This window comes from Clostridium sp. USBA 49 (genome assembly GCF_900167505.1).
Lineage (GTDB): Bacteria > Bacillota > Clostridia > Clostridiales > Clostridiaceae > Clostridium_AT > Clostridium_AT prolinivorans.
In genome coordinates this window covers 130427-143946 of the sequence record NZ_FUYD01000004.1, presented here as the reverse complement: position 1 = coordinate 143946, position 13520 = coordinate 130427, and the positions used below count along the sequence as shown (strand labels likewise).

Genomic DNA, 13520 nt, shown 5'->3' with positions numbered 1-13520 from the left:
ATCCCTAATACACAGATAGATAAGCTGTTTCAAAAACTTATGCCCTTAAAAAAGCAAATGATAAAAGATAGATTACATTAAACCAGTGCCCAAGAAAGGGGGGTTTCATATGAATAAAAAGGATAAATGCTGCTGTAATTTCCCAACTTTAGTTATATTAATTCTTATACTTCTTCAATTTAATAAAGGTGGAAAACCAATGGATAAAGTTGGAGAAATGGGCGGTATTTCAAATTCAGTAGATAATGGCATATTATTTATAATAGCTTTATTCTACCTATCCTGCTGCAATCCATGCAAAAGATAGAATAATTAAAAAATAAACAGGAGGTCTTAAAATTAGACCTCCTAATTATTTTTGTTATGATAAAATTTCACTTGGTTCTTTTGACATGACCATGGTACATTTTCCATCTAATATACCACCTTCTTTTATTACCAAATTTTTAACAGTTATATTTCCAGTTACTTTTCCATAGCTTTCTATAGTAAGAGTATTTTCACATATTATATTTCCTTCAACTTTGCCATTTATAGTAGCATTTTTGCAATTTATGTTGCTTTTACATAAAGCATTTATATCTATTATAATATCATCTTGTAAATTTATATCTCCTTCAATAGTTCCATCTATTTTCATTAAGCCTTCACCTTGAATAGAACCAATAACTGTACATTTATCACCAATAAGGGTTTCTATTCTATTATTTTTTTCTTTTTCATTAAACATTATAGTGTTGCTCCTTTTTATTTCTTTACTTTTATATTAAATATAAAAAATTTTTATATATATGTATAAAAGTTCAATTATTAGTCAATATTAATAATGTGATTGGAGATTAGTCTCCAAAGCATATAATGAAAGTTTAATTCTTTCATTTAATGCTAGAACCCCCCATCCCCCTTGGGACCGTTAGTAGCGGTCCCTTTTGTTTTAATTATTAATATTTTTAATACTTAAAAGCTTATAGAATATATTTTAAAAGCTTTATTATCCTCAGTTTTATTTGAAGGTTTGAGCAGCAGATTTAAAGTATAATTTTTTATTTTATTTTTATCTGAAATTGATGTTCCTTTGAAATTAATTGTCCAAAGTATTTCACTTATTTCTCCATTATTATCAGATTTTATATCTTTAAAAACACAATTTTGAAAAACATAAGTATTGTTATCTTGAGCTAGCCTTTCAATTACAGATATATTTTCTTCAGTTAATCCTGGATAAAAAATATTTTCTAATTTATTAGAGGCACTTTGAGGAAGTCCCTCAATGAGTTTTATAAACGAATATACATTATCTTTTCCCATATAATTATCTTTATAATTATATGGGAAATTTTCTAATTTTTTTTGATCAGGTAAAAATATGTAATTTGAAAGTTCTATATTTTTGTTAGTTATTTTTCCTGTTAAAAATTTAGGAGTTTTGTTATTACTAACATCAACAAATCCTATTATTTTATTGGAATCACAGAACATATCTTTAAAAATTCCATCACTATAAATAAATACATGTTGGACTCCTTTACCATTTTCTGAAGATTGTGTAAATATTTCTGGTACTTTATCTCTTGTTATATCCATAAGTGTAATTTTCATAGGATTATTAGCATCATACAATCCTGCTGTAGGAAGATTTTTAGATGTTTCTAAATAATAATTATTTTTTCCATCGTTTACTTCCATATAGTATTTACCATTTTCTACTTTTATATAAAGAATATCTTTTTTGCCGTCACCTGTTAAGTCAGCTTGAATAATTTTGTTGTTATCAACTAAAGTGTTAAAAGTAGAAACGCTTTTTTTAGTTAAAAGTAAAACAACTAAAAGTATAATAATAATTAACGAAAGTACTGCATAATAAATATGTTTTTTCTTTAGAAATATTATCCTAAATTTCATATAAATCACCTCCATTTAATTATATGATTTAAGTTTATATTTAATTAATTTACATACAATAAAATTAAAAGATTTTATATATTTGTATATTTATATTAATAATTAATACAAAAAATTATCAAATTTGTTTTTTATATAAATAGGGAGGTGATAAAATTGAAAATAAAAAGGGAATTTTCTATAATTTTATCTATTTTTTTATGTATAAGTTTATGTTCTTGCAAAAAGAAAAATTCACAAGATCAAGATAAAGAAGAAAAAGAATTAAAAGTGTATGTAGATATTAAAGATAAAAACTCTTTGAGTATAATAAAATTTTTAACTGAAGAATATATGAAAAAAAATACAAAAGTAAAATTAAAGATAAATGATGTGCTAGAGACTGAGAGCAATATAGTAGAAGAAATAAGTAAAGGAGATAAAGCTGATTTAATATTAACATCTAGAAACACTATGATCGAACTTTCTAAAAAAGGTCTTTTAAGTGATATGTCTCAGTATTATGATAAAAACAAAATTAATGAAAAATATTATAATATAATGTCCTCTTATGGAAGATTTGAAGATAAATATTATGGAATAAGTATAATTCCTTATGTAATTACAGCTTTTTATAATAAAGATGCTATTAACAAATTAGGAATATCTAAGATGGCAAATGTAGAAGATATATTAGGAATTTTAAAAAAATTTAAAGAAAATAATATAAGAATTCCTGTTATTGTTCCTGAAGACTTAGATATAAATATAGTTTTATCTTCAATGATTGCAAGTAATAGAGTAAAAATATCAGATTTAGATGGGGCTTATGATAATAAAAATTCATATAAAAATATTAAAGAAATGCAATATATATTTGATGATATAAATACTGCTGTAAGAGAGGGCATAATAAATAAAAATTCTTTTGAAATTGGTAATGAAAGTACATTTACTTCTTTAATAAATGGTAGTATACCATTTATTATAAGTACTTCTTATTACTATGATAAATTAAAAGATAGCAATATTGAAACAATAAATGATATAATAATTACTAATAATATAAAAGCTAATATACCAGTTTTAGTAGATACAATTTTATCTTTGCCCATTAATGGTAAAAATTCTGAAGAAGCAAGTGAATTTATTAAATTTGTATTAGATGAAAAAACTCAAGAAGAACTTGTTAAAAAAGGTTATATAACTGGTAATAAAAAGGCTAATGCAGAAATTCAAGGATTAGGAGAAAATATTGTAACAAAACTTTCTAATGCAAATCAAAATAGCATTGTATATATTTATAACCTCCCAAAAAATTTTAATAAAATTATAAGTTATAAAATAAATAATATTTTATTGGGAAATTATAGCAAAAATGAGTGGAATGAAATATTAAATGAAATTTATAAATAAAAAGAGGATATGTTAGCTTAAAACTAGCATATCCTTTTATATTTTAATTATCAATATCATCATTTGTGTTTTTCTGGCAGTCCTTACATAAACCATAAAAATAAACTTGATTTGTTAAAATTGCATAATCTGTATAAGCACTTATTTTTTCGTTTAATTCTGATAAACAAAATCCTTCAATATCATCTACACGTCCGCAATTTAAGCATTGTATATGAGAATGTGGACATGTATTTCCATCATATCTAAAATTTCCTTCACCAACATTCAGTTCTTGAACTAATCCTACTTCTACAAGAGTTTTTAAAGCTTTATATACAGTAGCAAGACTCATTGTAGGATAGTCAGGCTGAAGAGCTTTATAAATAGTTTCTGCAGATGGATGTTCTTTTGTTGATTTTAGATATTTATATACTGCGATGCGTTGAGGAGTAAGCTTGAGTTTTTTTTCTTTAAAAATTTCTGTTAAATTATTCATATTCACCATCCTAAATTATAAATATTTAAATTTTTTTAATACATCATTATATAATAGGGCTAATATTATCATATATTAATAATAATTATATAATAAAAATTATTATTTGTCAAAAAACTATATATGGAAAAATTAAACAATAAATATTATATAAAAATTAATATACTATTAAATCTGCTAAAATATTTATGACTAAAACTATATAATATATTTTTATAATTATTAATAATATATTTACCATACTAAATCATAATATAATAATAAACATATTGTAAATATATTTAAAAATAAATTTATATTTAAAAACTTTAAAACTAGAAAAATACTTAATTTAAATAAAGAAATATATATACTTTAAATATTTATAAATTAAAAATATAAAGTTTTAAATTAAATTTTTATATCTTAAAATTCAGCTAAGAAAGGGGATAATACCTTGAAGAAGACATATGTTTTGGATACTAATGTTATTTTATATTTGCCTAGTGCTATATTTTCATTTGGAGATAATGATGTAGTAATACCTGAGGTAGTATTAGAAGAATTAGATGCTTTTAAAAAAGATAAAACAGATTTAGGTTCAAATGCTAGACAAGCAGCAAGAATTTTAGACAATCTTAGAAAAAAAGGAAAATTAAATAAAGGTGTTGATCTTCCAGGTGGAGGAAAACTTAGAGTAGAAATGAATCATCTTGATGCAGAAATACCAAAAGTATGGAATAGTCATAAAGCTGATAATAGAATAATTCAAGTATGTAATGGACTTAAAAAGCAAGGAGAAGATGTTGTTCTTGTTTCAAAGGATATTTTTGAGAGAATAAAAGCAGATACTATGGATATAGAATCAGAAGATTTTTATGAAAAAATGGTTCCAGAATATGAAAGTCAATATACTGGAAGAATTGATGTATATACTTCTCCTGAAAAATTAGATGAATTTTATCAAAAAAAATGTATTGAAGTTAAAGATTTATTATATTACTCTAATGAATTAGATGAGTATTCAGCTCCAGAACTTTTTGTAAATGAATTTTTAATAATTCATAACATTTTAAATCCCAAAAAAACAGCATTAGGAAGATTTGATGGTAAAAAAGTTGTACCATTATTATTTAAAGATATGACACCTTTGGGAATTGCCCCAAGAAATGTTGGTCAAAAATTTATGCTTGAAGCTTTATATTTAGAAGCTGATAAAGTTCCTCTTGTTATAGTAAAAGGACCAGCAGGTACAGCAAAAACTTTATTTTCTCTTGCTGTAGGACTTCAAAAAATTATGGAAGAAAATAATGGACAATATAGAAAGATACTTGTATGCAGACCTAATATAACAATGGACGAAGAAATAGGTTTTTTACCAGGAACCGAACAAGAAAAGATATCTCCTTTTATGAGACCTATTTTTGATAATCTTCAAATATTAGTAGATTCTGATGAAAAAGAAAGATATAAAAATGAAAAAGAATTAGACGATAAAGTTAGAGAACTTTTTGATAGAAAAATAATAAATACTGAAGCTGTTGCTTATTTAAGAGGACGTTCTATAGTAAAAAACTGGGTAATAATAGATGAAGCACAAAACCTTTCTCCAAAACAAGTAAAAGCTATAATAACAAGAGTAGGTGAGGGTACTAAACTTATATTAATAGGAGATCCAGAACAAATAGATCATGCTTTTTTAGATTCTAGGTCTAATGGATTATGCTATGCAGCAGAAAAAATGAAAGGAAGTGAGCTTTGCTGTCAAGTAACTTTAAAATATGATGAATGTGAAAGATCACCACTTGCTTATGAATCTGCTAAAAGATTATAATTAAAGAGAGTAAGGTTTATTGCCTTACTTTTTTAATTTTGAAAATTGATGCAAATTATATAACTTATTGATATAATAAAATAAACATAAATTGAAATATATTTTTGCAATATCTAATATAGATAGTGACGGAGGGATTTTTTTGACAAATACAATACTTTTTACTTTACTTATTATACCTGGAATTTTAGCAGGGCTTACTTTTCATGAATATGCTCATGCATTAGTTGCTGATAAATTAGGTGATAAAACTCCAAGATTTCAAGGAAGACTTACTTTAAATCCTATAGCACATATAGATCCAATTGGGTTTTTAGCTCTTTTAATTTTTCAATTTGGATGGGCTAAGCCAGTTCAAGTTAATCCTAGTGCTTTTAAAAAATATTATAAAGATGATTTAAAGGTATCTTTAGCAGGACCTTTAGCTAATGTTGTAGTAGCTTTTATTTCTGCATTATTAGCAGTATTATTTGAAAAATTAGTATTAAAAATGAGTTTAAATATGCCTGTATTAGCTATTATATATACTATTTTAAAGCTTTCAGTTTATATTAACTGCAGGCTTGCAGTTTTAAATTTAATTCCATTACCTGGATTTGATGGATTTCATATTTTGAGAGATTTATTTCCAAAAGTTTTTTATAACTTTGCTGAAAAAGTATATAATTATCAGGTTATTATTATGATAATTTTTTTTGTAACACCTATTTCAAGCATATTAGTTGGGGTTCCAGCTTCAATTATTGAAAAATTTATATACACAGTTGTAGGTGTAATATAGATTTATAAAATGATTAAACCACAATAAGCTGTAAATAAATTTCCCTTACACAATGAGTAGTATGCTTATTATTGATTTATTTTAAAATATAGTGATCAATTCTAAAAAATAGTTTTTGTGATATAATCATAAAATATTAAAGTATTAATAAACTTATTTTAAATATAAAATTTTAAAATTCAATTTAATTATTTAGTAAAATAATAATATTTTTTGTTAAGAATAAAAAATATTTTATGCTTATAGTATTTTTAAAAAATTATATTTATTCTTTATGTTTGATATATAACTAAAATTATACAATTGTTATATAATAAAGATTAGGAGGATATTCATGAGATTAAGGAAAAAGTGGTGGGCAAGACCAGAACTTGAAAGTAGTCCATTTTTTATAACAAATCCTAAAGAACATTTTGGAAAATGGAAAGAAGAATTTAAAAATAATAATGATATACATTTAGAACTTGGATGTGGAAGAGGAAGGTTTATAAGTCAAAAAGCAAAAGAAAATCCTAATATTAATTATATAGCTATAGACTTAAAAGATGAGGTATTGATATATACTCTTAGAAATATATTAAAATCTGAAGTAACAAATGTAAGAATAATTCCTCTTAATATTCAGCTTATTGATGGTATATTTGATAAAGATGAAATATCAAAAATTTATATAAACTTTTGTAATCCATGGCCAAAAGAAAGACACAAAAAAAGAAGATTGACTCATACGAAATTTTTATCAGAATATAAAAAATTTTTAAAACCTCAAGGAGAGATTTGGTTTAAGACAGATGATACAGGGCTTTTTGAAGATTCTATAGAATATTTTAAAGAAAGTGGATTTGATATAAAATATTTAACGTATGATCTTCATAATAGTGGATTTAAAGAAAATACAGTTACTGAATATGAAGAAAAGTTTGCTTCAAAGGGAATGAAAATAATGTTTTTAATTGCAAAGCTTAAATAAATACTTAAAATAAATTTATAAAAGTTTGGAATAAATATTTCAAACTTTTTCGTTTTGTATAATAAATTAGTAAAGGTAGTGTTTAATATATGAATTTAAGTGGTAAAATTGCTTTAGTTACAGGAGCTTCAAGAGGAATTGGGAAAAGTATAGCATTAGAATTAGCAAAAGCTGGAGCTGTTGTTATAGTAAATTATAGAAAAGATGAAAAAGGAGCTATGGATACATTAAAATTAATAAAAGAATCAGGAAGTTATGGTGAGTGTATAAAAGCAGATGTAAGATATTATAATGATGTATATTCTATGACTTATAAAATTATTAAAAAATATGGAAATATAGATATATTAGTAAATAATGCAGGTGTATCTAAAACAGGATTGTTTATAGATATGACAGAAGATGAATGGAATGAGCTTTTAGATATAAATTTAAAAGGAGTTATAAATTGCTGCCATTGTGTATTAAATCATATGGTATCTAAAAAAAGTGGTAACATAATAAATATATCTTCAATATGGGGAAATACAGGAGCTTCTTGTGAGGCAATATATTCAGCATCTAAGGGAGCTATAAATAGTTTTACTAAAGCTTTAGCTAAAGAATTAGCACCATCTAATATAAGAGTTAATGCTATAGCCCCTGGAGTTATAGATACACAAATGAATAATAATCTTTCAAAAGATGAAAAAGAAGCACTTAAACTTGAAATACCTATGATGAGATTTGGAGATGGAGAAGATATAGCTAAATTGGCAGTTTTTTTATCAAGTGAAAATTCGAAGTATATAACAGGACAGATTATTACTGTAGATGGAGGTATGATTTAGTTTTTTATTTAAAATTTAATTTGCAGTCGGCTTATCTATGTAATTATATAATACAATCTTTTATCATATATATATTATATATATTATTATTTTCATACTATATATTAGTAATTTTTTATTCGCACTTATACTTAAATAATAAAATAAAAAAGTACATATTATTTTATATTTGAATAGTATAGATACTAAGGGAAGATATATTTTATGAGAATTTTTATTTAAACTAATTTTACGAAAGGGGTTTTATATATGGGGCATAAACGAAAGCCGGCACTTATAACAGATGTAAAATTAGAAAACCCAAGTCTTAATTTGACATATCCTAAAGTAAGTGGACTTAAGCATAAAAGTGCACAATCTAGTATAAATAGGTATATTAAAAAAGAGGTCTATAGTTTACTTAATAAAGAAGGATATGGGGTAGATGAAGGTAAAAAATTTACTGCAGGATATACTGTTAAACTTAATAAAAGAGGAACTTTAAGTATACTTTTAGAAGTATTTTCTTTTGTAAAAGGTGAAGAAAAAAGGAATACTGTAAGAAAAACTATTAATGTAAGTTTAAAAGATGCAAGAATTTATTATTTAGATGATCTTTTTTCTAGAAAAATAAAAAAATCTAAATGGATAAGTATATTGAACGATATAATTAGAAATCAGATATCATTTAAAGGAATAAATTTATCTAAAGAATTTAAAGGAATCTGGTTAAAACAGGATTATTATTTAACAGAAGATGCATTAGTTATATATTTCCAAATGAATGAATATACTGAACCTGAATATGGGTTTCCTGAATTTACAATATTTTTTAATGATATAATAGAAATTATAAATAATAAAGGTCCTATTGGAAGACTATTAAGAGACAAAAAAGATGAAGAAAAAACAGCGGACCAATAAATGTCTGCTGTTTTTATTTAAAGAATTCTCCTTATACCCTAAATAAACATAATAATTGGGAGGTTTTTATGAATATATTAATACTTATTATAAACATAATAATTGCAGAGGGTACAGGAATACTAAGCGGGTATTTAGGATTAACAAATCGGGAAAATTATAAAGATTTTATTAAACCAAATTTTACTCCACCATATTGGGTTTTTATAGTAATCTCTATTATACTTTATATGCTTATGGCAATTGCAGTGTATAAAATTTTACTTAAAAGAAAAAATGTATATATTAATAGGGCTGTAACTTTATATACAATACAGCTTATATTAAATTTTTTATGGCCAATAATTTTTTTTAGATTTAGGCTCATAGCTATTGCATTTATTGAAATAATGATGCTAATTATTTTTACTTTACTTACTACTTTCGAATTTTTTAGAATAGATAAGATATCAGGATTTTTAATGCTTCCATACATAATTTGGGGATGCTTTACAGCTGTATTAAATTTTACATTTTGGATGCTTAATAATATGTGATAAAAACGTAAATTATATGAATAATTCCCATAAATTATAGCTTAACTGGCATTATATAATTTATAATATAATTTTTATATATTAAATCGCTTTCAAGAAAATTTAAAAATTTATTTACACTAGTTGACACTAGAAATTTTTTGCTGTATGATAAATTTGTAAGCTATGTAAAGCAAATAAACCGGTGTTGTATTTAAGTAATTGAAAATGAATGTGCTAAACCAAGAGCCCATCTGTATACAGATGGGCTTTTAGTAACATAAGAATTATTATTGTTTTTTATTTTACAAAATTTTATATTAAATCTAGTATGGCTTTAGTAGGACATTTTTCAACGCATACTTTGCATTGAGTACATCTATTAAAATCTATTACTGGTAAATTATCAATCATAGTAATGGCATTTTCCGGGCAATTTTTAGCACAGATTGTACAACCTATACATCCTTTACTACAAATATCTTTTACAGATTTTCCTTTTTCGTGAGAATTGCAAGCTATGCGGATATGTTTTGAAGCAGGAACTAGTTCAATAACATTTTTTGGACATATTTGAATGCAGGCAGAACAACCTGTACATGTGTTTTCATTTATAACTGCAATTCCATCTATTATTTGAATACTATTAAACTTACAAACTGTAACGCAGCTTCCAAGACCTAAACATCCAAAATCACAAGCCTTAGCCCCACCACCAGGAGCTACAACTGCTTGCCTGCAATCTTGAACGCCATAATAATTATATTTTTCTTTAGCTATTTTACAACTGCCTTTACATTTTACAAAAGCAACTTTAGGTTCAGAAGTTTCTACTGATATACCTAAAATAGACCCTATTTTTTTAGAAGCAGAAGGGCCTCCAGGTGTACATAAATTAGCAGGAGCTTTTCCATCACTAACAGCTTTAGCATAAGCATCACAGCCTGCAAAGCCACATCCACCACAGTTTGCACCAGGCAAACATTCTCTAATTTTAACTATCTTTTCATCTACTTCTACAGCAAATTTTTTTGATGCATAACCAAGAAGAATACCAAATATGGCTCCTAATCCACCTAAACTTATAATAGGAAATAAAATTTCATTTAATGGCATTTAGATACCCCCTTAATGTATTAAGCCTTGAAATCCTAAAAAAGCTATAGACATAAGTCCAGCTGTAATAAGTGTTATTGGAAGACCTTGAAGTGCTAAAGGCATTTTATCATTAGCCTCCATTCTTTCTCTTATGCCAGCTAAAAGAACTATAGCAAGAAAATATCCTAAAGCAGCACTTAATCCGTTTACTACAGATTCAATAAAGTTATAACCTTCAGTCATATTTAAAACTGCAACAGCAAGTACAGCACAGTTTGTTGTTATAAGAGGAAGATATATTCCTAAAGCTTTATATAATCCTGGGAAATTCTTTTTTATTACCATTTCAACAAATTGAACCAAAGCTGCTATAACTAAAATAAAAGCTATGGTGTATAAATACTCAATATGAAGAGGAATTAAAATAAATTTATATACCATATATGACATAGAAGAAGCTAATGCCATAACAAATGTTACTGCAAGCCCCATTCCTGTTGCTGTCTCCACTTTTTTAGAAACTCCTAAAAAAGAACATATACCAAGGAATCTAGACATTACAAAATTATTAACTAATAAACCTGCTAAAAATATAGAAAAAATTTTCATACTTTATCAACCTTTCTTTATTTTTATTTATTATCAAGTATTTTAGCTTGACTGCAGGTTCCAGCATTAGCACAGTGGCTGCAATCATAATTAGCTAATCTTGAATTAGCCTCTTTTGTTTTATATATTTGTACCGCATTAATAATTGCCATTATTATTCCAAGAGCGAAAAAAGCACCTGGAGCAAGTATCATAATTAGTGCAGGCTTATAAGAAGTTGGCATTACTCTAAATCCAAATAATGTACCAGCACCTAAAATTTCTCTTACAGTCCCAAGAAGTACTAATGCTAAAGTAAATCCAAGTCCCATTCCAAGACCGTCCCAAAGTGATGCAAATACAGTATTTTTAGAAGCGTAAGCTTCAGCCCTTCCAAGTATTACGCAGTTAACAACTATTAAAGGTATAAACAATCCAAGGGATTTATAAAGAGAAGGAACAAATCCTTTCATTAAAAATTCTAGTAAAGTAACAAATGAAGCTATAATCACTATAAAAGCAGGTATACGAATTTTATCAGGAATAAGTTTTCTAAGAGCAGATATAACAATATTAGCTCCAACAAGAACTGCTGTAGTAGCAAGGCCCATGCCTATAGCATTAGTAGCACTTGTAGTAACAGCTAAAGTAGGACACATAGCAATTACTTGTACAAAAATGGTGTTTTCTTTAAAAATACCATTTTTTAATCTTTCTATTATAACACTCATTATTTTAGTCTCCTTTCAAATTGGTATTATAAAATGTAATAGCCTCATTAACTCCATTTGTAACAGCTCTTGATGTTATTGTAGCACCTGTAATAGCTTCAATTTCATTAGAATTTGAGGGCGCTTTTTTTACAACTTCTAGTTTTTTATCTATTGATTTTCCTTTAAACTGTCCAGAAAACTTTGGCTGTGGAGCATTAGCACCAAGACCAGGAGTTTCTGAATGAGAAAGAATTTTTATGCCCTCAACATTTCCTTTAGTTGAAATTCCTACCATAAGTTGAATTGTTCCGCCATATCCTTTAGGCGTTACTGTAATAACATAACCAGATGTCTTTCCAGAAGTTAGACCTTCATTAACTTCTTTTATTGTTCCGCTTAAAGTAACTTCTTTTACTTTAAATTCAGAAGCTTCTGGGAGTATCTCTTTCATAGCTGCAGCTTTTGACATTTGTTCTTGTTTAGCTATAGGTTTTAATGTTATTGAATGTGCAGCACCTAAAAGAAGACCAGCTGTAGCAGCTATAATTAAAAGAATTCCGCCTAATTTAAAATTTTCTTTCATTATTTACCACCTCCAAAAGCACGAGGCTTAATAAATTTATCTATTAATGGAACAAATAAATTCATAAATAATATTGAATATGATACACCTTCAGGATATCCTCCATATATACGAATAACTGAAGTTATAATACCACATCCTAAAGCAAAAATAATTTGACCTTTTTTTGTTATAGGAGAAGTTGTATAATCAGTTGCCATGTAAAATGCACCTAGAATAAGACCTCCTAAAAAAAGTTCATAAAAAGAATTAGTAATTGAAAAACCATTTCTGCCTAATATAAGGTTTAACACAAATACTGTACCTATATATGTAAAAGGTATATGCCAGCTTATGATTTTCTTAAATAAAAGATAAGCTGCACCTATAAGAAGTGCAAGAGCAGAAGTTTCGCCAATACATCCTCCTATATTACCTATAAATACATTTGAAAAAGAAGGTAAATTACCGCTGCCTTCTTTTAAAATACCAAGGGCAGTAGCAGAAGATACACCATCGACAGTCCAATTAGTCATTTGAACAGGCCAAGAAGCTAGCAAAAATGCTCTTGCAGCTAGAGCTGGATTCATGACATTTTGTCCAATTCCACCAAAAAATTGCTTAACTATTATTATTGCAAAAATTCCTCCTATTATTGGAATCCAAAGAGGAACAGAAACAGGAAGATTAAATGCTAATAAAAGCCCTGTTACTGCAGCACTTAAATCATATACTTTAATTTTCTGATGTGTAAGTTTTTGCCATAATGCTTCTGAACCCATACACGAAATTATAGAAATAAGCATTATTAAAAAAGCTCGAAGTTTAAAAAAGTATATTCCAGCAACTGCGGCTGGAAGAAGAGCAATTAAAACATCTTTCATAACTGTCTGAACAGTTGTATTTGAACGAATATGAGGAGAAGAAGACACCGTATACATTGTTTCAACCATATAAATAGACCTCCTTATT

Annotated in this window: 16 protein-coding genes; 8 read left to right on the top strand and 8 right to left on the bottom strand. The window is 26.3% G+C overall.

Translation table 11 applies throughout. The features are described from left to right. The first annotated feature begins 109 nt into the window (after positions 1–109). Entirely contained in the window at positions 110–307 is a 198-nt protein-coding gene (locus tag B5D11_RS05755; RefSeq protein ID WP_078682093.1) for a hypothetical protein, read from the top strand. A 54-nt stretch (positions 308–361) separates the two neighbouring features. Here the strand turns inward: B5D11_RS05755 and B5D11_RS05750 are convergent, their stop codons facing one another. Further along, positions 362–730: a bactofilin family protein gene (locus B5D11_RS05750; RefSeq protein ID WP_078682092.1), complete on the bottom strand. Its 369-nt coding sequence runs from the start codon at positions 728–730 to the stop codon at positions 362–364. Between the two features lie 227 nt (positions 731–957). Beyond that, positions 958–1902, bottom strand: coding sequence for an FG-GAP repeat domain-containing protein (locus B5D11_RS05745; RefSeq protein WP_078682091.1), 945 nt, complete (start codon positions 1900–1902; stop codon positions 958–960). A 156-nt stretch (positions 1903–2058) separates the two neighbouring features. On the opposite strand from B5D11_RS05745, the gene B5D11_RS05740 reads away from it, so the two are divergent. Then, the gene (locus B5D11_RS05740; RefSeq protein ID WP_078682090.1) at positions 2059–3297 is read left to right on the top strand and encodes an ABC transporter substrate-binding protein; all 1239 of its coding nucleotides are present in this window, start codon (positions 2059–2061) and stop codon (positions 3295–3297) included. Between the two features lie 43 nt (positions 3298–3340). Here the strand turns inward: B5D11_RS05740 and B5D11_RS05735 are convergent, their stop codons facing one another. Then, positions 3341–3775, bottom strand: a complete 435-nt coding sequence (locus B5D11_RS05735) for a Fur family transcriptional regulator (protein ID WP_078682089.1) — start codon at positions 3773–3775, stop codon at positions 3341–3343. Between the two features lie 436 nt (positions 3776–4211). Here B5D11_RS05735 and B5D11_RS05730 point away from each other — a divergent pair, with 436 nt between their 5' ends. The 6 genes from B5D11_RS05730 to B5D11_RS05705 all read left to right on the top strand — a co-directional run bounded on the left by B5D11_RS05730 (position 4212) and on the right by B5D11_RS05705 (position 9608). Next, positions 4212–5588, top strand: a complete 1377-nt coding sequence (locus tag B5D11_RS05730) for a PhoH family protein (RefSeq protein WP_078682088.1) — start codon at positions 4212–4214, stop codon at positions 5586–5588. A gap of 136 nt (positions 5589–5724) precedes the next feature. Continuing rightward, complete coding sequence (locus B5D11_RS05725) at positions 5725–6369, top strand: site-2 protease family protein (RefSeq protein ID WP_078682184.1); 645 nt, start codon at positions 5725–5727, stop codon at positions 6367–6369. Positions 6370–6703: 334 nt separating this feature from the next. Further along, on the top strand, positions 6704–7339 hold the full coding sequence (trmB, locus tag B5D11_RS05720; protein WP_078682087.1) for a tRNA (guanosine(46)-N7)-methyltransferase TrmB: 636 nt from the start codon (positions 6704–6706) through the stop codon (positions 7337–7339). Between the two features lie 89 nt (positions 7340–7428). Further along, positions 7429–8169, top strand: a complete 741-nt coding sequence (locus tag B5D11_RS05715) for an elongation factor P 5-aminopentanone reductase (RefSeq protein WP_078682086.1) — start codon at positions 7429–7431, stop codon at positions 8167–8169. Positions 8170–8418: 249 nt separating this feature from the next. Then, complete coding sequence (locus tag B5D11_RS05710; protein ID WP_078682085.1) at positions 8419–9072, top strand: DUF3298 and DUF4163 domain-containing protein; 654 nt, start codon at positions 8419–8421, stop codon at positions 9070–9072. Between the two features lie 68 nt (positions 9073–9140). Further along, positions 9141–9608: a TspO/MBR family protein gene (locus tag B5D11_RS05705; RefSeq protein ID WP_078682084.1), complete on the top strand. Its 468-nt coding sequence runs from the start codon at positions 9141–9143 to the stop codon at positions 9606–9608. A 294-nt stretch (positions 9609–9902) separates the two neighbouring features. On the opposite strand, the gene B5D11_RS05700 is transcribed toward B5D11_RS05705, so the two are convergent. The 5 genes from B5D11_RS05700 to B5D11_RS05680 are packed head-to-tail and all read right to left on the bottom strand — an operon-like array spanning position 9903 to position 13501. Then, positions 9903–10703 carry an RnfABCDGE type electron transport complex subunit B gene (locus B5D11_RS05700; protein WP_078682083.1) on the bottom strand — a complete coding sequence of 267 codons (801 nt, stop codon included), beginning with the start codon at positions 10701–10703 and terminating at the stop codon, positions 9903–9905. Positions 10704–10715: 12 nt separating this feature from the next. Beyond that, positions 10716–11294 (bottom strand): electron transport complex subunit RsxA, encoded by a 579-nt coding sequence (rsxA, locus tag B5D11_RS05695; RefSeq protein WP_078682082.1) that lies wholly within the window; start codon positions 11292–11294, stop codon positions 10716–10718. Between the two features lie 23 nt (positions 11295–11317). Beyond that, positions 11318–12004, bottom strand: a complete 687-nt coding sequence (locus tag B5D11_RS05690) for an electron transport complex subunit RsxE (protein ID WP_078682081.1) — start codon at positions 12002–12004, stop codon at positions 11318–11320. Between the two features lie 4 nt (positions 12005–12008). Continuing rightward, the gene (locus B5D11_RS05685) at positions 12009–12569 is read right to left on the bottom strand and encodes an RnfABCDGE type electron transport complex subunit G (protein WP_078682080.1); all 561 of its coding nucleotides are present in this window, start codon (positions 12567–12569) and stop codon (positions 12009–12011) included. Then, complete coding sequence (locus tag B5D11_RS05680; RefSeq protein WP_078682079.1) at positions 12569–13501, bottom strand: RnfABCDGE type electron transport complex subunit D; 933 nt, start codon at positions 13499–13501, stop codon at positions 12569–12571. The genes B5D11_RS05685 and B5D11_RS05680 overlap by 1 nt, the downstream gene beginning before the upstream one ends. Between the last annotated feature and the right edge of the window lie 19 nt (positions 13502–13520).